At 34.8% G+C, this 24227-nt stretch carries 19 protein-coding genes and 2 pseudogenes; 19 read left to right on the plus strand and 2 right to left on the minus strand.

The window, feature by feature from the left end:
• The first annotated feature begins 32 nt into the window (after positions 1-32).
• From F7O84_RS15515 to F7O84_RS15530, 4 genes are all read left to right on the plus strand, one after another.
• Complete coding sequence (locus F7O84_RS15515; RefSeq protein ID WP_151148096.1) at positions 33-728, plus strand: response regulator transcription factor; 696 nt, start codon at positions 33-35, stop codon at positions 726-728.
• Positions 729-743: 15 nt separating this feature from the next.
• The gene (locus tag F7O84_RS15520) at positions 744-3188 is read left to right on the plus strand and encodes a HAMP domain-containing sensor histidine kinase (RefSeq protein WP_151147324.1); all 2445 of its coding nucleotides are present in this window, start codon (positions 744-746) and stop codon (positions 3186-3188) included.
• A gap of 139 nt (positions 3189-3327) precedes the next feature.
• The gene (gene trkA, locus F7O84_RS15525; protein ID WP_151147327.1) at positions 3328-4689 is read left to right on the plus strand and encodes a Trk system potassium transporter TrkA; all 1362 of its coding nucleotides are present in this window, start codon (positions 3328-3330) and stop codon (positions 4687-4689) included.
• A gap of 12 nt (positions 4690-4701) precedes the next feature.
• A complete protein-coding gene (locus F7O84_RS15530) occupies positions 4702-6144 on the plus strand; it encodes a TrkH family potassium uptake protein (protein ID WP_151147329.1) in 1443 nt (480 codons plus the stop codon).
• Between the two features lie 91 nt (positions 6145-6235).
• Here the strand turns inward: F7O84_RS15530 and F7O84_RS15535 are convergent, their stop codons facing one another.
• Positions 6236-7045 carry a MerR family transcriptional regulator gene (locus F7O84_RS15535; protein WP_192451789.1) on the minus strand — a complete coding sequence of 270 codons (810 nt, stop codon included), beginning with the start codon at positions 7043-7045 and terminating at the stop codon, positions 6236-6238.
• A 287-nt stretch (positions 7046-7332) separates the two neighbouring features.
• Between F7O84_RS15535 and F7O84_RS15540 the strand changes: the two genes are divergently transcribed.
• The 4 genes and pseudogenes from F7O84_RS15540 to F7O84_RS15555 form a co-directional block, all read left to right on the plus strand.
• A complete protein-coding gene (locus F7O84_RS15540; protein WP_279238014.1) occupies positions 7333-7764 on the plus strand; it encodes a tyrosine-type recombinase/integrase in 432 nt (143 codons plus the stop codon).
• Positions 7765-7948: 184 nt separating this feature from the next.
• Positions 7949-8323: a hypothetical protein gene (locus tag F7O84_RS15545; protein WP_151147335.1), complete on the plus strand. Its 375-nt coding sequence runs from the start codon at positions 7949-7951 to the stop codon at positions 8321-8323.
• Between the two features lie 3 nt (positions 8324-8326).
• Positions 8327-8605, plus strand: a complete 279-nt coding sequence (locus tag F7O84_RS15550; RefSeq protein ID WP_151147337.1) for a hypothetical protein — start codon at positions 8327-8329, stop codon at positions 8603-8605.
• Between the two features lie 68 nt (positions 8606-8673).
• A pseudogene (locus F7O84_RS15555) lies at positions 8674-8919 on the plus strand (transposase); the annotation flags it as partial.
• A 201-nt stretch (positions 8920-9120) separates the two neighbouring features.
• Here the strand turns inward: F7O84_RS15555 and F7O84_RS15560 are convergent.
• Positions 9121-9939, minus strand: coding sequence for an alpha/beta fold hydrolase (locus tag F7O84_RS15560; RefSeq protein WP_151147340.1), 819 nt, complete (start codon positions 9937-9939; stop codon positions 9121-9123).
• Positions 9940-10143: 204 nt separating this feature from the next.
• On the opposite strand from F7O84_RS15560, the gene F7O84_RS15565 reads away from it, so the two are divergent.
• The 11 genes and pseudogenes from F7O84_RS15565 (at position 10144) to F7O84_RS15610 (ending at position 24149) form a co-directional block, all read left to right on the plus strand.
• Positions 10144-10980 carry a hypothetical protein gene (locus tag F7O84_RS15565; protein WP_151147342.1) on the plus strand — a complete coding sequence of 279 codons (837 nt, stop codon included), beginning with the start codon at positions 10144-10146 and terminating at the stop codon, positions 10978-10980.
• 287 nt (positions 10981-11267) lie between these two features.
• Complete coding sequence (locus tag F7O84_RS15570; protein ID WP_151147344.1) at positions 11268-11975, plus strand: hypothetical protein; 708 nt, start codon at positions 11268-11270, stop codon at positions 11973-11975.
• A 15-nt stretch (positions 11976-11990) separates the two neighbouring features.
• Positions 11991-12164: pseudogene (locus F7O84_RS19400) on the plus strand (Ig-like domain-containing protein); the annotation flags it as partial.
• A gap of 402 nt (positions 12165-12566) precedes the next feature.
• Positions 12567-14186, plus strand: a complete 1620-nt coding sequence (locus F7O84_RS15575) for an Ig-like domain-containing protein (RefSeq protein ID WP_279238015.1) — start codon at positions 12567-12569, stop codon at positions 14184-14186.
• Between the two features lie 113 nt (positions 14187-14299).
• A complete protein-coding gene (locus F7O84_RS15580) occupies positions 14300-16756 on the plus strand; it encodes a DUF454 family protein (RefSeq protein WP_151147348.1) in 2457 nt (818 codons plus the stop codon).
• Between the two features lies 1 nt (position 16757).
• A complete protein-coding gene (locus F7O84_RS15585) occupies positions 16758-17747 on the plus strand; it encodes a heme-binding Shp domain-containing protein (protein ID WP_151147350.1) in 990 nt (329 codons plus the stop codon).
• Positions 17747-18793, plus strand: coding sequence for a heme ABC transporter substrate-binding protein IsdE (gene isdE / locus F7O84_RS15590; RefSeq protein ID WP_151147353.1), 1047 nt, complete (start codon positions 17747-17749; stop codon positions 18791-18793). Before F7O84_RS15585 ends, isdE begins: the two co-directional genes overlap by 1 nt.
• A gap of 12 nt (positions 18794-18805) precedes the next feature.
• Positions 18806-19834, plus strand: a complete 1029-nt coding sequence (locus F7O84_RS15595) for a FecCD family ABC transporter permease (RefSeq protein ID WP_243140917.1) — start codon at positions 18806-18808, stop codon at positions 19832-19834.
• A complete protein-coding gene (locus F7O84_RS15600; protein ID WP_151147359.1) occupies positions 19824-20654 on the plus strand; it encodes an ABC transporter ATP-binding protein in 831 nt (276 codons plus the stop codon). The genes F7O84_RS15595 and F7O84_RS15600 overlap by 11 nt, the downstream gene beginning before the upstream one ends.
• Positions 20655-20666: 12 nt before the next feature.
• On the plus strand, positions 20667-22442 hold the full coding sequence (locus F7O84_RS15605) for an ABC transporter ATP-binding protein/permease (protein WP_151147362.1): 1776 nt from the start codon (positions 20667-20669) through the stop codon (positions 22440-22442).
• Positions 22443-24149: an amino acid ABC transporter ATP-binding/permease protein gene (locus tag F7O84_RS15610; protein ID WP_151147365.1), complete on the plus strand. Its 1707-nt coding sequence runs from the start codon at positions 22443-22445 to the stop codon at positions 24147-24149.
• Positions 24150-24227 lie beyond the last annotated feature (78 nt).

The raw sequence follows: 24227 nt of genomic DNA on the forward strand, positions 1-24227 counted from the left end.
GTCAATCATCAAAAGGAAAAGGTGGGATAAAATTGTTTCATATATTAGTTTGTGATGACGATAAAGAAATAGTAGAGGCAATTGAGATTTATTTGGTACAGGAAGGATATCATGTATTAAAAGCATACGATGGAGAAGAGGCAATCAAGATGTTAAAGACAAATAACATACATTTGCTTGTGATAGATGTAATGATGCCAAAGCTTGATGGAATTCGAGCGACTCTCCAAATAAGAAAAGAAAGTAGTGTTCCAATTATCATACTATCTGCAAAGTCAGAAGATAATGATAAGATATTGGGGCTTAATATTGGTGCAGATGATTATGTAACAAAGCCGTTTAATCCTCTTGAATTAGTAGCTAGGGTAAAATCTCAATTAAGAAGGTATACAAAACTAGGCAACATGAATGAAGAAGACAATACCAATATATATAAAACGGGAGGGCTGGAGATAGATGATGAGCGTAAGACCGTTTGTGTTGAGGGCGAAATTGTAAAGCTTACTCCAATTGAATATAATATTTTACTTCTTTTGGTAAAAAACAAAGGAAGAGTATTCTCAATTGATCAGATTTATGAAAATATATGGAATGAAGATGCAGTAGGAGCAGATAATACAGTGGCAGTTCACATTCGTCATATAAGAGAAAAAATTGAAATCAATCCAAAGGAGCCAAGGTACTTAAAAGTGGTGTGGGGAATTGGTTATAAGGTGGAGAAACTATAGAAGGTAGGTTTAAACATGAAGAGAATCGTATATTCGAATGTAACAAAATTCATTAGTTTTTTATTACTTAATATTTTGGTTATGACAACTCTTGCGATTACCTTATATGGGGGAAATATAACATATAAGCTTAACAATATAGGAGAGATATTATCCACCAAAACATATCTAGAATCTCAAGATTTTAGGGATATGTTTATTCAAAATATTAGTAATGCAAATTATTTTATAGAAGTTAAGAAGGCTTTGGAGGTTGCAGGAGAGTATAACGGAAACAAAGAGGTTAGTCTTAGTGAATTTATAAGTGATGAAAGTAATATTAGCTTGTTTGGTTTAGAAGCCAAATACAAGTTACAAGACTTAGTGGATTGGGGGCAAGAAGGAGTTGAAACTGCCACCCTTTATGAAGTATTAGAAGAAAGAATGTCTACGGACAACAAATTATCAACGAACAATAAATTATCAACGAAATTTGACGTATTTATAAAGGCTATGGGAGCTGTTACAGATGCAGTTGTGGTTACGCCAGAGGAAGAAAATTCAGATGATTCTATTGAGATTATGCTTTTAAGTATGCAGAGTTTGGGGTTTAAGTTAAGTCGCGAGGATTTAAATAAAGAGGTTATTAGGGAAAAATATAGCGCAATTGATATTGATACAATATTAATGAGCTGTTTGGAACGAAATGATTTTTCGGAAATAGAAAAATCCAGTTATGAATTACAAGAGGCGATTGAAACGATTAGAGATAAGTATGATTTTTATAAACGGTATGAGACGTATTTCAATGGCTTAGATAGTACTAATTTTAAGATCTATATAAAAGATTACAAAGGAGATACGATTTTAAATAACTGTATTGATGAAAATACGGACTATCGTACTTATTTTGATAGTAAGACGGGTATTATTTATAATGCACTTAATAAAGAATTTACTTTTATTAATTTTGTAAATGAAGACATTAATTTGGATACTTTTAAGGTAGCCGATGAGGTAAATTATATTTATGCGGTAGGAGTTGATACGAATTATCCGCATAGAGATGTTTTTTTTGAAGCTAACGAAACCTTTTATAATACTCGAAATAGTATCATTGCATCCATCGTGAGTAGTCTTATTATTTTCTTTTGTTTTGTATATCTTGTTACGGTGTGTGGTAGAAGTGCGAAGGACGATGAGATACACTTAAATAGCTTTGATAAAATGAAAACAGAAGTAAGTGCAGGATTTATGATTGCTATTGGTATTGTATTCTTGTTAATCATGATGAGTGTCTATAACAATTTTTCTTCTGATCTTACTATCGTGGTAGGTTTGGGAATTGAAACGGCTTTATTCACATTTGCTTTTTTAAGTCTTGTAAGGCGTATAAAAGCAGGAGTGTTATGGAAGAACAGTATTGTATATAGCCTGCTTCATTGGTTGGTTATCTTCATAAAATATAGAAAAGCGACAACAAAAACAATCGTTTTATATCTTGGATTTCTTGCTGTAACACTTGTTGTTCTTGGAATCGGGATTAATAGTAGAAGTTATATGATTATGATGCTTTGGTTTTCCTTTTCAGCAGTCGTAGGGTTTTTCCTGCTTAGAGAAGCGGTTGCAAGGCAAACGATTTTAAATGGAATCAAAGAAATATCCAATGGAGACTTGGAGTATAAAATCGATACGATTAACTTAAGTGGAAGTAATGAGATATTAGCAGATGCCATAAATAATATTGGAGAGGGGTTACATAATGCGGTTGATGCAAGTGTAAGAAATGAGCGATTAAAAACCGACTTGATTACAAATGTATCCCATGATATCAAGACGCCACTTACTTCTATCATTAATTATGTGGATTTGATTAAGAGAGAGAATATTGAGAATGAAAAAATTAGAGGTTACATTGAAATATTAGATAACAAATCGCAACGATTAAAAAATCTAACCGAAGATTTAGTAGAGGCATCTAAAATAAGTTCGGGTAACATTAAGCTGGAAATGACAAAGATTAATTTTGTTGAGTTGGTGAATCAGACTGAGGGAGAGTTCAGCGAAAAACTAGAAAATAAGAATCTTCAAATAATAAGAAAGTTACCAGAAGAACCTATCTTCATATTAGCAGATGGAAGAAGAATGTGGAGAGTAATTGAAAATCTGTATAATAATGTGACAAAGTATGCTATGAAAAACACTCGAGTATACGTAGATGTAAAGGCAGATGAGGATAAAGTAATTTTATCCATTAAAAATATTTCTGAAAATCCATTGAATATAGATGCGGAAGAACTGACAGAGCGTTTTATCCGAGGAGATGTGTCAAGAAGTACAGAAGGTAGTGGGCTTGGATTATCCATTGCAAAAAACCTCACTACACTTCAAAAAGGTGACTTTGAGATTTACCTAGATGGAGATTTGTTTCGTGTTACAATTACTTTTCCAAGGGTATATGAACAAGTGGATAATATGTAAAAGATACAAAGTGTGGGACAATCTCACACTTTGTAATTATTTGTAAAAAATAGTTATAATAAGTAGTTGTTAATGGTTTAAAAAGGTGATATATTAGGTTACGTATCGATTGAAAAATAAAATTTAGGTGCGGTGTAAAATGAATATTATAATAGTAGGAGACGGTAAAGTAGGATATGCTTTAGCGGAACAGCTTACCAAGGAAAATCACAGCATTACAGTGATTGACAAAAATGAATTGGCATTAAGAAAAGCAGATGAGACACTTGATGTTATGTGCATCAAAGGAAACGGAGCAAGAGCAAGTGTCTTAATTGAGGCAGGTATTGAAGAGGCAGATTTAGTGATTGCTGTAACTTCTCGAGATGAGATGAATATGTTGACCTGCTTAACAGCAAAAAAATTATCAAAGAGTATTCAAACAATTGCAAGAATTCGTGACCCTGAGTATTATGAAGAATATGCAGCGCTACAAGAGCAGATGGGAATTGACATGGTAATCAATCCAGAGTTTGCGGCTGCACAAGAAATAGCAAATATATTACAGTTTCCTTCCGCGATGAATATTGAATTATTCTTTGATGGTAAGGAACGTTTAATAGATTTTAGAATTCAAGAAGGAGATATGCTTGCAGGCGCTAAGCTTTCAAAACTGAGTGGAAAACTTCCAAAGAATATTTTGTTTGTAGCGGTGGAAAGGGATGGTATCGCTTATATCCCAAATGGAGATTTTGAATTTCAAGTATATGATAAAGTTTATGTTATGGGTAGAATTACAGGAATAACAGACTTATTCAAATTACTCGGGCGCTACATACAAAGAGTGAATACGGTTTTGATTGTTGGTGGTGGGCGTACTAGCTATTACTTAACAAAGATTATAGCAAAGCTTGGTATGTCTGTTAAAATAATAGAAATAAACCAGAAAAAGTGCATTGAACTTTCAGAAACGATTGAGGAAGCAATTATTATTGAAGGGGATGGAACAGACCAAGAGATATTAGATTCTGAGAACATTGAGGAAGTAGATGCCTTCATTGCTATGACAGGAAGAGATGAAGAAAACTTAATTACTGCTATGTATGGGATTGAGAAGGGTGTTGACAAAGTAATTACGATGGCAACTAGGATTCGAATTCCAGATATTATGAATCGTGTTGGTTTGGATAGTATTATTGAACCGAAAATGATTACAACGAGTAATATTATTGGATATGTTAGAGGAATTCAAAATTCAAGAGGAAGCTTTGTAGAGGCTTTATACAAAATTGTAGATGGCAAGGCAGAAGTAATAAGTTTTATAGCCAATCAGTCTGCAAGGTTGTTAAATATTCCAATTAAAAATCTTCCGCTAAAAAAAGAAATTATTATAGCTTGTATTCAACATAGAAGTACAGTTACCATTCCGCATGGTAATGAAAAGATTGCGGCTGGCGATAAAGTTTTAATTGTTACAAAACGTAGTGATGTAATTAAAGATTTAAATGATATTTTATTGTAAGGAAGGATTAAAATGAATTATAGATTAGTTTCCAATATACTGGGTAAGGTTATGCTTTTGGAAGCAGCGTTAATGATTCCTTCCCTGATTGTATCGTTAATTTATAAGGAGGAAAGTGCGAGTGCATTCCTTATATCCATTGTGATACTGGCAGTGATAGGCTTTGTACTTTCTCTCATTAAGGCACAAAAAACTAAAATGTTTGCTAGAGACGGTTTTATGATCGTCTCTTTGTCTTGGATTATATTAGCCTTGTTTGGTGCGTTTCCCTTTTATATCTCAGGAGAAATTCCGTCCTTTGTAGATTGTATTTTTGAAACAATATCGGGATTTACAACGACTGGGTCAAGTATATTAACTGATGTAGAGGTATTACCAAAGGGATTATTATTTTGGAGAAGTTTTACTCATTGGTTTGGAGGAATGGGGGTTTTGGTTTTTTTCCTTACACTCATACCTTCTATGAATGGAAGAACCCAACATATCTTAAGAGCAGAGTCTCCAGGACCTTCTCCAGGTAAACTAGTTCCTAAGATTAAAGACACTTCAATGATATTATATAGTATTTACTTCATTCTTACATTAATATGTATTGTCTGCTTACTTTTAGCGGGAATGCCTTTATTTGATTCCATTGTTCATACCTTTGGAACAGCTGGTACAGGTGGATTCGGAATTAAGAATAATAGTTTAGCCTATTATAACAGTCCATTAATCTATATGATTATATCCATATTTATGATAGTGTTTGGAGTGAATTTTACAATTTATTTTTATATTTTAAAACGTAATGTATTTGAGATAAAAAAGAATAGTGAGGTAAAATTATTCATTGTGATAGTCACCTTAGCCACCCTTTTGATTACAGTTAATATTAAAGGGTTATATGGTTCCATATGGGTAGCATTTTATCAGTCATTTTTTCAAGTCACTTCCTTGGTGTCAACAACTGGGTTTGCAACTGCAGATTATAATCAATGGCCAGCGTTTAGTAAGATGATTTTAATGTGTCTAATGTTTGCAGGAAGCTGTGCTGGTTCCACAGCAGGTGGAATTAAGCAGATTCGTCTTTTGATTATGTTAAAAGTTATACGCAGAAATATAAAAAAATTAATACATCCCCGTTCAGTTATACCAATTAGAGCAGACGGAAAGTTAGTAGAAGAAGAGCAGGTGTTTGGCGTAACTACCTTTTGCTTTGTTTATTTTTTGATATTAATTGGTGCGACTTTGCTCATATCACTTGATAATCATGATTTTGAAACGAATTTTTCTGCTGTTCTTACTGCTGTTAGTAACGTAGGGCCTGGTTTTGGAAAAGTAGGACCAACGGGGAACTTCGCCTTTTATTCAGATTGGAGTAAGCTAGTTTTATCGTTTTGTATGTTAGTAGGAAGGTTGGAGATTTTCCCAGTATTGATGATATTACATCCAAGTTCATGGAAAAGAGCATAGCAAGGATTTATAAGAAATGAACCCCTGATGAGTTAGACTAAAATAATTCATGTATCAGGGGTTCATTCTATTATTTTTAGTAATAGGATGATTAATTTGCTCCTGAGCCAAAGCCTGTTGGCGTAGAAGGCGGCGTATAGATTAACTTATTTGGTGAACCGTTGTAAGCGGTTTGTATTATGCTATCATAGTTACGAAATTCAAGATGAGAGGAAGATACAAGAGGAGTGTAATAGCCTTCTTTATATTGAATTAGCTTTCTCCTTTGCATTCGTTTAAAAGTTTTAAAGGCTATTTCACTGTCCAAAAAGATGCCTCGTTCGATACATCTGTGTGCAATTGCATTAAAATCCATACTTTTATTTTTCCACAAAAGCTCTAATATAAATAATTCAATCGCATTCGCCTTTTTTGCAAATAAGGAATGCTTGGTGTAGATACGACGTTTTCTTTGGTTATTATACTCTGGCTCTTTTGGATCAATGTGAGAAAAATCAGGGTAAATGTCACAAAGAGGAAGTCTATAATTTTGGGAGATATCGATGAATGCCTCCGATAAAGAGTCAATGTCTTTGATATTCATATTTGCTTTGATGTTAGAAAGAGTGGATAATATTAAAGTCCTTTGTTTTGTTTCTTCACGTATTCTGTTTTCATAAGCCATTAAAATCTCTTGCATTTTATCAGGTTGCTCCAAAAGTATCTTAATTTCATCTATAGAAAATAAGAGTTTTCTTAGCGTGGAAATGGATATCAGGCGACAAACGGTCTGCTTGGAATAATCTCTGAAATTTCTATTACGAATTACTTTAATATCTGGGCGAATCAAGCCACGTTCCTCGTAATATCTTATCGTCTTTTGTGACAGGTTGCTTATCTTTGCTACTTGGTTAATCTTCATTTTTAAACACCTCCTTTTCATTAGCATAACATATTACCCAAGGGAATAAGCAAGTAAAAAGTAAAAAAATATAAAGTAAAGAAGAGAGGAAATAAAGAAAATATTAGTCTAAAAGATTCAAAGACTTTGGAGTGTTTTGGCTGAAAAAAGCACATTCCTGAATGCAATAGCAATTAGCGTACAAGAAAAAAATGTAACGCTCGCTTAAAACTTAAAAGAACATAGTAAAATCAACAATTTCATAAGAAATTTTTTAAAAATAAGCACTGTCAGTTGTCTGCATAGAAATAGCATATAGAGCGGGTTTGCGTGTAAAAGAAATAGCAAGATTACATTCAGATAACATAAATTTAGAAAAAGGTGTAATTGAAGTTCGTGAAGGGTCTAAGAATGGTAAATTTAGAGATGTATCAATTCGAACTCCAGATATAGCTTATTTTACTGATTTAAAAGAAGAAATGAAAGGACAATATATTTGTCGTGGAGTAAGTGAAGATAGTTTGAATCGGGGAATAAGACGTGTTATGCAAGATTTATCACTTGATAAAAAATATTATGCAACAACAATACATAGTATTAGAAAATTATATGCAAGTGAAAGAATGCAAGAAGAAAGAGAAAAAGGCTTAAATGAGCGTGATTCGTGGTGTGTTGTACAACAAAATTTGGGGCATGGAAATAAATTTAGGGAAGAATTGTATAAAATATATATTAAGTAAAAAATATCTGATTTATGTTTTTACATTTCATGTACAATAATCTTAAGATTATTGTACATGTATTTCATTTTTTACCATTATATGTTAAATTATTTTTATCATATAAAAGGGGAGATAATAAAAAAAAATAATTAGTAAAACATTATGTTTTGTTTTTGCTCTTATAGTGGCTTTTAGTATAGATATGCCATCATTTGCAAAAAATCCTATTGTTACTGAACAAAAAAGTATTACTTATACGATTCACTCAGCTATAATTCCTGATCCAATAACTCAAGCAGAAACTTTAATAAAAGCTAATTATATTAGAGCTAAAAACAAGGGTAAGAAACCATTTTCTCATTCAAAACAAGTGGGAGGAAGTTTACCTACAGAAGGTAAAGCATATTCTTCAAAAGATTTGTATGATAAAGATGGAAATTTAAAACAAAGACGATATTATGATAAAAACGGTAATGCAGATGTAGATATTGATTATCGACATGGTGGTAATGGAAAGGAACCATTTCCACATAGACATAAATGGTCTAATGGTAAAAGAGGAAAGGCATATTGGTAAAATATGGACATGTATAATTTTGATATGTTATCAAAAGAATTAGAAGTTGGAAGGGAAATAGAGTTTGAATATAATAAAAATCAGTATTCTATAACAAATAGTACTGATGGATATTGGTATTTTTATTGTGATTCTACAAAAAAGGAACTATTAAAAATTTGTGAATTTGATGATAAACAGAAGTTGATAAAGACAATGGCGGAATATAAAATTGATGGAACATCAATCAGAGATATTTTTGATCTTTTTAAATATAATATTGAATCATTAAGCATATTATAATACTTTTTATTAAAGTAAATTAATAGTCAAGGGAGCGTTAGCTCTGCAGATAGGTTCTGCAGCTTATAATGGGATATTTAAAAGGTAAAAGTTCGCTTATGATATTTGAAAAGCATGCTAATTTAAAGTATAAATATGGGAATCGACACTTTTGGTATAGAGGATATTATGTTGATACAGTAGGGAAAAACACAAAAAAGATTCAAGAATATATTGCAAATCAATTGAAAGAAGATCATGAAGCAGATCAGATGACATTGAATGAATATATTGACCCGTTTACGGGTGAGCCAGTACAAAAAAGCAAAAAGTAATCCCTAAGAGGGAAGCTAGAGAATAAAGCTATCATGAAAGGCTCAAGGAGCTTGCAGGAATAAGGAGTCAATAAAAAAGCCCTTTAGGGCCAGCCTGAAAAGGAAGTGCGGTTGGCAAAACCATCAGGTGCCTCCGGGCGCAAGCAGGGAAAAGCCCCTTATAGGGGCAGAGCAAGCCACCGGCTAAGCCGGTGGTCTTGACTATGGATTATTTTCAACAAAGTTCATTAAGATATCATTAAATAAATCCTTCTGATCATAGAAAGCTCCATGACCACTAAATTCAAAAGGTATTAAAATTGAATTTCGAATCATTTTGTTTTGAATCTCACCCAATGGAAAGGGAACAATTTTATCATGAATACCATGAATAATTAAAGTTGGAACATTAATTGCCTCCAAATCACTAAATAAAACTTCTTTAATCCAAGTATTTGCAACAGCAGCCGTTGCCCAGCCAGCCGCTTGCAGACCAAGTTGAAAGAACCAATCTGAAAACGGTTGTGTAAGATGTTGAAAGAAAAACATATTACCAAAGTTTTGTAGCATTTGTGGGCGATCTTGATAGGTTGCTTCAATCAATTGATCTACGGTTTCGCGATCAGAGCCATAAGGAAAATCAGCCCGTTTAATTAAACTTGGAGCAGCCGCAGCACAAAGTACAAGCTTTGATACTCCATAGCCTGCATATCTACCCATATAGCGGCAAGCAATGGCACCACCTGTAGAGTGCCCAAGCAATGTAAAATTGTTTAAATTCATTTTATCTACTATGCCCTTTACATCATCTGCAAGGGTATCGTAATCATATCCTTCAAATGGTTTATCTGAATTACCAAAGCCTCTAGTGTCAATACCAATACAACGGTAACCAAATCTAGGAAGGGTGTCAAATTGATACTCAAAAAGTTTATGGTTTGCTGGCCATCCATGTAGAAAAAGTATAGTTTTGTTTCCAGTTGGGTTAAGATCCTCCACAAAATAGTTAATCCCATTACCAACCGTGATGTAATATCCCATGATGCCTCCCAAGCATTTATTTCATTATCTCTATAATATATGTATCTGCATTAGAATTTCATACATCAAAATAATATTAGAAAAAATAGTTAAATTGGAAACTATATTGAGAAAACTTATCATGTGAAAAATGAAAGTTTATGATATATTTTCAACAGGAATATAACCACGGATAAAAAGCGTATTTTGGAGGTGTAATCTGGCGTGTTGGAAACTGAGAAAAAATTAAATACCGAGGGTTTAAAATATATGCTGGCCCTTGCTGAGATTAAGGAAGGACGTCCATCGGCGACAAAAGTTGCAAAGGAGTTTGGAGTCAACCGCTCTACCGTGTGTCGAGCACTAGCAGACTATGTTGAGCAAGATTTTTTAACCTCAAATTTTCAATTTACTCAAAGAGGGATGCATTATATAGAGGTTTGCATTGAGAGAAGAGATAGCATTTTGAAGGCTCTTACCAACAAAGGAATGCCTTTTGAAAAGGCAAAAAATAGTGCAATCACAATACTTTGTTCTTGTGATTGGGAGACCGTTGATTTGCTTGCTAGAAGTATTGATCGATTTTATGATAGTAGAAAGAAGAGGCTTCAAAAAGAAAAAAAGAAATCCTTTCCAGGTTCTAAAGTAAATGAATATTTAAGAGTTGGTAATTATACGGCTTCCTTTCTTTTTCTAAAGATTGATAAAAACAAGCACGAACAAGTATCTATGGCAAACGAGGGCTTTCGCCACCCAGGTACAATGATCATATCTACGAATGGAAACTATCTGCTCTTAAGATTAACTTTAGTAGAAAGACAATCAAGATTTGCCAACCAGTTTTTGCGTGGAAGACTTGATGGGATGAAATACGAAAAGAATGGTGTAATACATCAGGTAAAAATAAAGGATAATTGTGCATACATACCCCTTGAAGCATTTCACTTTCTGTATGTGAAAGAGGATAATATTTTACAAGGGAAAGCCGAACTTATTATGTCTTGTTCCGTAGGCGCCCTTAATATGCCAGAAAGTAAAGCCGTTCTAAACATATATTGCTAAGTTGAGAAATAATTTCGTTAAGAAAAAATATAAATTTAGTAAAAATGAAGAAAGCAAAGAATTTTCAAAGAAAAGCAAGAGTGTTGAATCATATTAAACCTATATAAATGTTGCATGAGTGCAACAAGCTTGTTTGACAGAAAAAATATATTTGATAAAATAAAGATGTTTTTCGCAATAGCGAGGACAACACTTAAAAATAACGCAGTTAGAAGCTGTTTTTTTTTAAGGTAGTGGTTAGTCAAAACTAACAAAAAATAGATAGAGTTAAGGAAGGAGAACTATAAATGAAAAAGAACCAGTTTGTTCTAAAAAAGATGAAGCAAGTTGCCACATGTGCACTTGCAGTAGCCATTGTAGCAACCAGCACCTCGTCAGAAATAGCATATGCAAGTCAGGTGAATGACACAGTAGATAGTAAGGATTTAGTTGTGGAGGAAGAAGAGGACACAACTAAAAATATTGAGGTGATTACAGAAGAAGAAAATGCGTTGATAGAAAATGAAGCTAGCGCTTTGGAAGAAGTAGTGCCTAATTCCCTTGAAAGTGTGCAAACGCAGTTAGAAGCAGGAACCTATTTAGTGCCAGTTGCGATGATGAATGCAAGTAACATAAGCAATCCATCCATGGCGTCTTCCACACTAGAATCAATTGGTCTTATCATAGTATCAGAGGATGGTACTGTCACCTTACAAACAAAGTGGAAAAGCTTGTCTATGGCTGGTTTGGTGGGCAGTGTCACAAAGATAGGAGTTTTTCAAACAGAAGATATAAGCAGTCAAGATGCAATAGATGGATTGGTAGAAGCAACTGTAGATACATACAGGAAGGTAAGCTATTCTGAGGAATTAAAGCCAGAGAAGATAACACTTACAATACCAAATGATATGAAGACTAAAAATGGTGTGTATATTAAAATGGAAGTAGATATGGGAATGAATCCAGAGGCTTTCATTAAAATCGATTATGCAAATGCGAATGCGGTAACCCTTTGACTTGATCAGGAATCTCTTTCATTAAAGGTAGGGGAGTCTTCATCCATAACAGCATCTATACCAGATAACGCAATCGATGAAGCAGCAACCTTTTCCTCCTCTGATGAAACAGTAGCAACAGTGGAAGAGGATGGTACAGTACATGCGGTGGCAGAGGGGACAGCAACCATTACAGCGACAGCAAATGGTTTGTCAAAAACATGTATTGTAACAGTAACACAAGCATCAATGAGTGGATTTGGAAGTAAGGCAACAGAGTTTTCTAAAGGAAGCTATTTCGTTAATGTAGAATTGAAAAATGCGAATAACATATCCATGGCGTCCTCAGCAGCAAAAGCATTAGAATTAGTTGGAACCCTTGAGGTAGAGGAAGACGGTAGCGCTACATTAACAACAAAGTGGGTACCAATCAGCTTTGGAAGTATATCCGCTTCAATTCAAACGCTAGAGGTATACGAAACAACAAAAGCTCCTCAAGCAGAAGATACAAGCAATGCAATTGCAGTAGATAGTAATGGATATGCAAGCTTTGCTATTCCAAGCGCAGTTAAGAATCAAGATGGAATATATGTAAGAGTATCTGGTCAGGGTATGCCAATTAAACCATATGCATTTATAGCAATTGACTATGAAGGTGCATCGGATATTTCATTTGTGGAACAATCATATACCGTTGTAAAAGGAGTAGATAAAGTATTCAAGGTAGACTTGCTTAATAATACAACGGCAACCTTTGCAACAACTGGCTCAGAGTTAAATATCAAATCAAGTGACAGTAACAGTGTAACGGTAACTGGAGTGAGAGCAGGGACTTCTACGATAAGTGCTACAAGTCTTGTATCAGGAAAAAAAGTAAGCATAGTAGTTACAGTGGTAGATAAAGATGCGTTGAACCATGCAATTACTTCAGCAAAATCCATATTAGAAGATGCCAATAATATCTATACCAGTGCAAGCAAAGAAAATCTAAGTGCAGCTATTAAAGCGGCAGAAGCTGTAAAAAATAAGGAAGAGTCGACACAAGCTGAAATCGATGCACAAGTTTTAGCACTATCAACGGCAAAAAATAATCTAGTTAAAAATATAGTTTTAACAGTAAATAAGAGTGCGTTAAAAGATATGCTTGCAAGCGCAAAAGCAATTAATAATGCAAATGGAATGTATCTAACCGCAAGTTTTACAAATTTAAAAAACGCCATTGAAGCAGCACAGATTATATATAACAATGAAAATGCAACACAAAATGAAGTAGATACAAAGGTTTTGGAATTAAAAAATGCAATTGATGCATTACAAAAATCTAGTATAAGCTTAAATCAAACTGAGGCTACGATATATACGAAAAGTGGTACAACAACCGTAACATTTGTAGCAACAGTAGTAGGAGACAACCAAAACGTTACATGGACCTCTAGCAATAAAGCGATTGCAAAAGTAGATAATAGAGGAGTTGTAACTGCAGTATCAGAAGGCACTGTAACCATTACAGCTTTTGCAAATGGTGTATCTGCAAATGCACAGGTGACAGTAAAAGCTCCATCCCTAACCCTTGCAAAAACAAGTGGTGTTGTAGCGGTAGGAGGGAAATTTACAATTGAAGCAAATTCAGATCCGTCAAGTAAAATTACTTATAAAACAAGTAACAAAAAAGTTGCGACTGTAAACGAAAAAGGTGTTGTACGCGGGGTTAAAAAAGGTAGTGCAAAGATTACAGTAACTGCCAATGGAATATCAAAGACTTTTAAAGTAACGGTAAAAAAACAGACACTAAAACTGAAAAAGTCAAGTGCAACAGTGACGGCAGGCAAAACAATTGCAATTAAAGCAACAGCATCCCCAACAGGAAACATTACCTATAAGTCAAACAATAAAAAGGTTGCAACTGTAAGCTCAAAAGGAGTTGTAAAAGGAATAAAAGCAGGAACGGCGACCATAACAGTAAAATGCAACGGCGTATCAAAAACATTTAAGGTAACTGTGAAAAAACAAACTTTAACATTAAAGAAAACAAGTGCGACTATAAAGGTAGGAAAGACTGTAAAAATCAATGCAACGGCGTCACCAAAGGGTAGCATTACTTATAAATCAAATAAGGAATCCATTGCAACGGTATCCTCAAAAGGAGTCGTAAAAGGGGTTAAGAAGGGAACTGCTAAAATTACAGTAACTTGTAACGGTGTATCAAAAACATTTAAAGTAAAAGTAAAGTAGTATAGTAATAAATACATTTATCAAAACGGTAAGAAATGGCATTATGCAACTTATCGTTTTGGTAAATGATATCTGTAATATTAAAAATACTAATCATTTAGGGTGAATCGTTTATGAAAAAAATAATAAATAGTATTTATGTTGTTTTAGCATTTGTGTTTATGGTAATTGGAGTAATTGGAATTGTATTGCCGATACTTCCTACAACACCATTTCTTTTGCTGTCACTTATTTTATTTGCAAAAGGTTCGAATCGTTTTCATAAATGGTTTATGGGAACTTGGCTTTATAAAAGATATGTTGAAACTTACACGAGTAAAAAAGTATTGCCGATGCGCATTAGAATAAAAGCACTTGCTACAGTAAGTATATTTTTTGCAATCGGATTTGTTTTTTCTCCAATCATCTATGCAAAAGTAATTATTGTTATCGGTTGGCTTGCTCATGTTTATTTTTTTCTTTTAAGAAAACCAGCAGGTAGTAAAATGACAGTTAGAGCAAAAAAAAAAGATGTTGTAACTAAGTCGTTCCTCTTTTTTTTAAGTGTGTGTTTAGCTACTTTCATACTAGAGGGAGGATGGTCAGATAATGATCAGACAAGCCATTCTAAGGTAAAAGCCAGTGCTATATTAGAAGATGGAAATTATAGTATTCCAATCAGCTTGTGGCATGCTACAAATGATGTAGCCAGTGCAGGAAACGAAGCACTTTATCAGACTGGAAAGTTAATTGTAAAAGAAGGTCAGGCAACCTTAAACGTTCATTTAAAAGAAATGTCAATATATGGGATGTCAGGATATTTAATGCAGCTTAACTTGCTTCAAGATATCACTTTCAATGAAAAGAGTTATCCCATTCGTTATGAGCTTTTAAATAGCACGTTAATCAGTACATATTCCCTAATAGATGAGTATAATGGACCTAATTCCACAGACAATGTAAGTGCAGGTAAGCCATATCCCAAAGTAGTTTCAGTTCCTGTAACACTGGGAACGGAGTATATTTGGGCACAGGTATATGTACCTGTTATGGGGAGTCTTGGATTCGGGGAACAAATTTGTAGAATCAAGCTTGACTTTTTACGTGCAAAGCCCATGACAAGTGAGCAATTACAAGAATGGGAGACCTTTGAGACAAGCGATAAATCAAAAGACGACGATGATGATGATAATACAACAACGCTTGATACGACCGTATTAAAAGCAAAGATTGATGAGGCAAACGCATTGCTTATCCAGACAGATGTATACACCCAGGCAAGTCTTTTTACATTACAAGCAGCAATCACTACCGCACAAAGTGCCTATGATAATGCCTTAGCTACACAGCTAATCATTGATGCGCAGGTAACGGCATTGCAAGGGGCAATGGATGCACTGATTAAAAAATCAACAGAGGTTCTTGATAAAAATAATTTGCCAGATGGAAAGTATAATGTAAATATCAATCTTTGGCATTTCACAAATGATACGAAAAGTATGGGAAATGCAGCAATGAATCCTCTTGCCTTGCTAACAGTGAAAAACAATGTATACACAATGGAGTTTTCCACCAAGCCAATGAATCTTGGAACCATAACTGCATGTTTACAGACATTTGAGGTGGAACAAACGGATGGAACTTATGCTTATGCAACAATAAAGGCAAAAAACAACAGTTTGGATGGAGTAGCAATGCCAAGTGTTTTTTCTTTTATCTTGCCCTCTAAAGAAGAATACGTGAATGTAAGAATTGACCCGAAGGTTGAGATTGTAGGAAGAGTGTTAGATGCAAGACTAAAGATTAGCTGGGATACTTTGGTAAAGGTTAACGATGATTCTACAGTGATTGAAGATACAGAGCCAGTTGTTGTAACAGAAGGGACACCCGCGGTGGATTTAACAGACAAAAAGACGAAGGTAAGAGTGACGGCACAAGCCAATGTCTTGCCAGAAGGTGTCAGCGTAAAGGTATTAAAAATTACAAGTGGAACAAATTATCAGACAGTACAAACACATCTTGAAAGTGTTGCAACCCTTTTTACGGCTTACGATATTACACTTTATAATTCAAGCAGTAAGGTGATAGAACCAAGTGGTATGGTAACGGTTTATATCCCAATACCTGATGATTATAATACGAGTACCACAGCAGTTTATCGTATAAATGATTCGTCTAAAACAAAATTAACATCAACAATTGAAAATGGATATGCAGTATTTGAGACAAATAGTTTTAGTACATTTACCCTTGCAGATACAAGTACAGTGAAAAAAACAACATTGCCAACCATAAAAAAATCAGCAATATTACCGACAAAAAAAAAATCAACAACGCCAACCCTAGGCTCAAAAAAAACAGCTTTAGCAGGAGCAAGCAGTGGTGTTGCAAAAGTAATCGATAATTTAGGTACAACAAAAGATCAATCTCAACAGCCAATTGTTGTACAGATAGTACAAAACGATAATCCCATTCAGATGAATCACCTGATAACAATTATTATGCTTGGAGCTTCTATTTTTGGATCTATCCTTATTACGCTGATTGTAGTCGGATTTATTTTGGTTCATAGCTTGTTAAGGAGGAAATAAAATGACTAGAAAAAGAAAGACCAATTCGTTTTTGTATATTCTGTCAAGCATGCTGATAGCTACTTTCACTGTTTGTCTTTGTAAGGAAGTTCTAACAGCTACAACGGTATATGCAGCCGAAACAGGAAAGACATACATAGCAACAACGCAGGCCCATTATGTACATCCAGTTACAGGTGAAGTAGCAGATTCAGGCAACAATGAAGCAATTGGCCAGCCCATGACAGAAAATATTACGAGTTCAAAAGCATTGGTTGAGCAAACTGATTCAGGTAGTATGTATGCAACTCTTCGCCTTTCAATGATGGATAGTATTTCAAATGTCAGATTCTCAACACAAGAATGGGGAGGAGATGGATGGAACTTAGTATCTAGCACGGTTATGCAGGAAAATGTCGGGGGCGATTATACATCTGATTTTAGATTTGCAATACCAAGTGAAAGCGTAGTAATAAAAGTAGAATTTTATGTTACTCCAATGGGAAGAGACATTTCGTACTTTGTTATCTTTACAAATTTTGAAGAAGGAAGTTTGGACTTTATAGTTAGTATTGAAAATACTGGTACTTCCACAGTAGATACAACACAAGAAGAACAAGATACAACATTAGAAAGTAAACAGACGCAGACGGTAATACCAAGCAATAATTTACCAGCAAATACAACTTCTAGCCAAAACGCTAAAAAAGACGTTTCTATCACAACAAAAGCCAATACAAGTTTTAGTCAAACGCCTGAAATTAAAAAGAAAACGGCAGCACAGTTGATAGAAGAAGCAGAGGGGCTCGTACTTTCTGATGATAGTCTATTAGTAAAAGATAAGACAAGCAAGGACTTAGAAAGTGAAGAAAAGGTTGTTTTAGATATGGTCAAACCCCTGCCTTGGGTATTGGTATTTCAATGTATTATCATTCTTACTGTGCCAGCGACAGTACTTGCTATCCTATTGTCACTTATTATAATGATACAGCGAAAAAGAGAGCGTGATTGATGATGATTAAAAAGATGCAATATAGTAAGAAAACAAGATTTACTGCGCTTCTTTGCATTATCATACTAAATCTTACAGGATGTGTTGATTATTCGAAAACAGCAAAAGAGGCGCATAACAGTGAAGCAGTAGTAAACCTACAAGCTTCTGAAGATAACGTAACAAAAGAAAGCAACGTAACAAAGGAAAGCGAAGAGAAACAAATTGGAAAGTTAGTAAATAAAGAGAAAACAAGTCCAGTTATCATTGCTACCTCACCAGCTACTGCCGATATTTGTGCAGCACTTGAAATTCCTCTTGCAGGTATTCCTCATTCTGATTCTTTTGATTTACCAGAGGCTTATCATGGTGCAACGGTTGTTGGAATGGCAATGTCTCCTGATATGGAAATCGTATCATTTCTTAAGCCAGATTGGATTTTATCTCCAGTCAGCCTAATTTCTGATTTACAACCCAAATACAATGCAATCGATACCAAATATGCTTTTTTGAATCTCTCCAGTGTAACTGGTATGTATAAATCCATTCAGCAGTTGGGACAGTTATTTGATAAAGAAGAACAGGCGAATAAGCTGGTGAAACAGTTTGAGACATTTTATGATCAATATAGCAGTAATCAAGAGGAGAAAGAGGCACCGAGCGTATTAATTTTGATGGGATTGCCAGGTGCATATGTGGTTGCCACACCAAATTCTTATGTTGGAAGTTTGGTTGAGTTAGCAGGTGGTAAAAATGTTTATTCAGATGAAACAAAAGATTTTATTAATGTAAATACCGAGGATATGTTAGACAAAGATCCTGATATTATACTAAGAACAGCTCATGCCATGCCAGATTCCGTTATGGAGATGTTTGGAGAGGAGTTTTCAACCAATGCGATATGGAAGCATTTTAAAGCAGTAAAAAACGCTAAGGTATATGATTTAAATTACAAGCTTTTTCCAATGAGTGCGAACCTGCAATACAAAGAGGCATTAGAAAATCTTGATAAAATCTTCTATGGAGAACAAAAGGGCTTAGATGGAACCGAGGCTTTAAAAGATTAGGAGATGAGAGTTTTGAGCCAAAAGACAGAGAAAGAAGAAAAGAGTTTACTTAAAAAGAAAGTTGTCAAAGCAATCACTGCATTTGTTCTAACAGGTTTGGTGTTTTTGCTGGTGATATTATGGGCAGTTAATACAGGAAGCTTATCGATAGGACCAAAAGAATTAATAGAGGGTCTGTTTGTACAATACAGTGAAAAGGTAGCAACCATTTATGACCTTCGTTTTCCACGCATTATTATTTCAATCCTCTTAGGAGCTGCTTTGGCAGTATCGGGTACATTATTTCAGGCAGTGTTAAAAAATCCGTTAACGGATCCAGGAATCATTGGTATTTCTGGAGGTGCTAGCTTTGCAGCAGTACTCGTCACCGCATTTTTCCCAGTCCTATTTGCGTATCTTCCTTTGTTTGCGTTTGCAGGAGGACTGGTAGCATTTTTAATTGTATATACATTGGCATGGAAAGGGGGGATAAGCCCCTTACGTATCATATTAGTTGGTATCGCCGTTAGCACTATGTTTTCTGGGTTATCAAACGCCATTAACTTAATGAGTGGAGGAAATCAATCAAGTGTCGCCTCCATCGTTGAGGGAAGCATAACCATGAAAACCTGGGAAGATGTTCGTACGGCACTTTATTACATACCTATATGCTTGATTCTATCCATATTTTTGTCAGGAAAATGTAATCTACTTTCCTTGGATGATAAAACTGCAAGGGGAATTGGTGTAAATGTAGATAGGGATAGAATGATAATATCAATGACCGCTGTATTACTTGCCTCAATTGCAACGGCAGTTGTTGGTGTCGTTAGCTTTCTTGGACTCATTGTACCCCACATTGCAAGAATTTTAATGGGGCATAATCATAAGCTTTTGCTACCGTATTCCATGCTTCTTGGTGCAACCATCTATTTGATTGCAGATACCGTAGGAAGAGCCATAGCCGCACCTTATGAAATCAATGCATCAATTATTATGGCAGTAATTGGAGGTCCATTTTTTATCCTATTACTAAGGAGGCAAAACAAATATGGTGGATGATCAAATAACTAAAATAAAAGAAGAAGGTCATAAAATTCTTTGTGTAGAAAATGTAACATTCTCGTATGAGGATAAGAAAAAAAATAAGGCAAGAAAAGTAATATTAGATGAGGTCAACCTCTCATTTTCAAAAGGTAAAATCACCACTTTAATTGGTGCAAATGGTTGTGGGAAATCGACCTTGTTTCACCTAATGACAAAAAACTTAGAACCAAGTAAAGGTAAAATATATCTAGAAGAAAAAAATATCAGAGGAATGAAGCAGAAAGATTTTGCAAAACGCGTAGCCATTGTTCATCAAAATAATGAGGCAGCAGCAGATATTACGGTGAATCGCTTGGTTTCTTATGGTAGAAGTCCTCATCAAGGTATGTTTGCCTCCCTTAGTACAAAGGATAAAGAAATAATTGACTGGGCGCTTGAGGTTACAAATACGAAAAACTTGCGTAACCGTGAGGTGTTAAGTCTATCAGGAGGTCAACGTCAGCGTGTGTGGATTGCAATGGCATTAGCACAAAAAACAGATATTTTGTTTTTAGACGAACCAACGACATATCTGGATATCCGATATCAAATCGAATTGCTAGAAATGATACAAAAATTAAATAGTGATTATAAAATTACCATAATCATGGTTTTACATGATATGAACCATGCAGTCTATTATAGCGATGAAATACTTGGATTAAAGGATGGAAAAGTACTGATACAAGGAAATCCCAAAGAGGTAATTACTACGGAATGTATTGAACAAATATATGGAGTACGATTAAAAGTTGAAAATATGAATGGTCGAAAAGTAGTCATGACTGTTCGATAGAAGGGAAAATTTATGTTTCATAAAAGATTAATAAAAGAATTTAAAGAAAATATGAAGTATGTAGCCTTAATTGTGGCAACTCAATGGATTATGCTCCTTGCTAATGTCATATTCGTGCTTTATAGTGCAAAATTATTAAACATGCTTCGTATCGAAAGTATAACGATGGATGAGATAAAAACATATATACTCATTACGTTTGGTGTAATCATTGTTCGCTTGATTATGACAAAGCTAAATGGAAGGTTTTCCTATCAAGCATCTGTGAATACAAAGGATAAGCTTCGTATAAGATTATACGATAAAATGATTCGTCTTGGCCCAGGATATTATGAGAACTACTCTACTTCTGAAGTGGTACAGCTATCAACAGAAGGGGTAGAACAACTTGAAATCTATTTTGGAAGGTATATGCCACAGTTTTTCTATGCTTTTTTAGCACCGATTACCCTGTTTTTTATTGTAGGAACCATTAACACTTCAGTAGCAGCGGCGTTACTTATCTGTGTTCCACTCATACCAGGAGCAATTATGGGTGTTCAAAAATTTGCAAAAAGACTATTGTCCAAATACTGGGGTTCTTATACAGAGCTTGGTGATAATTTTTTGGAATATATTCAAGGGCTAACAACCATGAAAATCTATCAGGCAGATGAATACTATGCAAAAAAGATGCACGAGGAATCCGAGCATTTTCGAAAAATGACAATGCGGGTACTGGTAATGCAATTAAATTCTATTACCATAATGGATTTGGTTGCATATGGCGGAGCTGTTGTAGGAATTATCCTAGGTTTACTGGCAATGAAAGCAGGTAGTGTTAATTTCACACAAGGAATTTTCATAGTACTCATATCAGCTGAATTCTTTCTTCCTATGCGATTGCTTGGGTCCTTTTTCCACATTTCCATGAATGGTAATGCAGCAGCAGATAAAATTTTTCGAATTCTTGATTTGCCAGAGCAAGAAGAAGGAGGCAAGGAAGAAATTAAGATGGATACAATTTCTTTTGAGCATATCAATTTTTCGTATCCGCAAGCAAAAGAGCGTAAGGTGTTACATAATATAAACTTTAAAGTTTGTCCAAATAAACTGGTTGCATTTGCAGGAGAATCTGGTTGTGGAAAGAGTACGATTGCTTCCCTTCTTATGGGTGAACAAACCGATTACGAGGGAGAGATTTTACTTGGTGGACATCCATTGCATGAGGTAAGCAAAATAGTGAGGTACAAAAAAATCACAAGGATTAATCACAATAGTTACTTATTTGCAGGTACGGTAAAAAGCAACTTGCAAATGGGGAATCCAAATGCCAGTGACGCTAAGATGGATGAGGCTTTAAAAAAGGTTAAGCTGTATGACTTTATCTATGAAAATGGAGGTCTTGATATGCAGTTAACGGAAAATGCGCAGAACCTATCAGGCGGACAAAAGCAAAGATTAGCACTTGCAAGGGCAATTCTTCATGATAGTGATATTTATATATTTGATGAGGCAACATCAAACATTGATGTTGAAAGTGAAGAGCTGATTATGAAGAATGTGAAACAAATGGCAAAGGAAAAAACGGTTATTTTAATATCCCATCGATTAGCAAATATTTGCGATGCAGATGAAATCTTTATGATGGAAAACAAAAGTATAGTAGAAAATGGAACACACGAAGAGTTATTGCAAATAAAGGACGGTAAATATAAAAGACTGTATGAAAGTCAAAAAAAGCTGGAAGGATATGCGCTGTATTCAAAAGATAGCACAATGTCTAACAACAGAAAGGTGGCATTTTAGATGAAAAGTACACAAAAACAACGCTCTGGGTTTGGAGTCATGCTTGGATTAATCGGTATGATAAAACCATTGATGGGATATATGATACTTGCTCTTACCATGGGTACTATAGGTAATTTATGCGCTACCTTTATTACTGTTTTTGGTGCATACGGTGTTATAAAAGCCGTTGCAACAATTAGTGGGAATGCAGCCTTTTTCGGAACTTGGTTTACGCTGACATTCAAAGAGGTATGTATCATTATGGCTCTTCTTTCTGTTGTACGTGCATTTTTAAAATATGCGGAACAAGCATGTAATCATTATATTGCTTTTAAATTATTGGCTAGAATCAGAGATATGATTTTTGCGGCATTAAGAAGAATTACGCCAGCTAAGTTAGAGGGAAAAGAAAAGGGGAATTTAATTTCCTTAATTACTTCGGACGTAGAGTTATTAGAGGTGTTTTATGCACATACTATTTCACCGATTGCAATTGCAGTACTTACCAGCGTAATTATGGTTTGCTATATTGGGCAAGGAAGTTGGTTGCTTGGATTAATCGCTCTTATCTTTTATGTGCTGGTTGGGGGTATCATTCCAGTCATAAATGGAAAAATGGGAGAAGAAAAGGGAAGTACATATCGAAAATGTATGGGGGTGCTCAATACAATTGTTCTTGATAATCTGCGGGGGATTGGAGAAATCCTACAATACAATCAGGCGCAGTCAAGAAAAGATAAAATGGAACTTCAAACAAAAGAGCTAAATCGCACACAAAAAGTATTAAAAAAGCTTGAAAGCACGCAAGGAGCCATTACCAATACCATTATTATGCTTGGCGGTGCAGTCATGCTGACCATATCATGTTTTCTTGTTATGGAAGGGAAACTATCCTTTTCACAGGCATTACTAGCAACCGTAGCCATGATGAGTTCCTTTGGACCAACAGCAGCACTTGGAAGTCTCTCCAATAATCTGCATCAGACATTGGCTTGTGGTAACCGAGTATTAAACTTACTAGATGAAGAACCCTTGGTAAAAGACATAAAAGATGGAGTCTCTTTTAAAAATGGAACTTTAAAAGCAAAAGATGTCGTGTTTGCTTATCCAACCAATTGTAAAGAGAAGGTATTAAATCATTATTCAGAAACGTTTGAAAAAGGTAAAATCACTGGAATAATAGGACCGAGTGGTTGTGGAAAGTCAACACTTCTAAAATTATTTATGCGTTTTTTTGAAGCGGATGAAGGAAAGCTTACATATCAGGACTTGGATGTAAACACCATTAATACGAGTGAGCTAAGAAACCACATCTCTTATGTCACACAAGAAACGCACTTATTTCAAGATACCATAGAAAATAATATAAGGGTTGCAAAAGAAGACGCCAGTCTAAAAGAAATTATTCTTGCGTGTAAAAAGGCATCCATACATGACTTTATTATGAAGCTACCAAAGGGTTACCAAACAAGATTAAGTGAGCTTGGGGAGTCCCTATCTGGTGGAGAAAGACAGCGTATTGGGATTGCAAGAGCATTTTTACATAATGCAGATATTTTGTTTTTAGATGAACCAACGAGTAACTTAGATAGCTTAAATGAGGCGGTTATCTTAGAAGCGCTTGCAAAAGAAAAAGCAGATAAGACAGTTGTTTTAGTGTCACACAGAAAATCCACGATGGGAATCGCAGACAGGGTGATTGCTATGAATGAAATCGTACTATAAAAAGAATATAAAGCGTAATAAATCGTGGTTCTTATACAATGCATTGGCAAGAAAAAGAACGGTCAGGCACAGCAAAGT

This window comes from Candidatus Galacturonatibacter soehngenii (genome assembly GCF_008830185.1).
GTDB classification, from domain to species: Bacteria; Bacillota; Clostridia; order Lachnospirales; family Lachnospiraceae; genus Lachnotalea; species Lachnotalea soehngenii.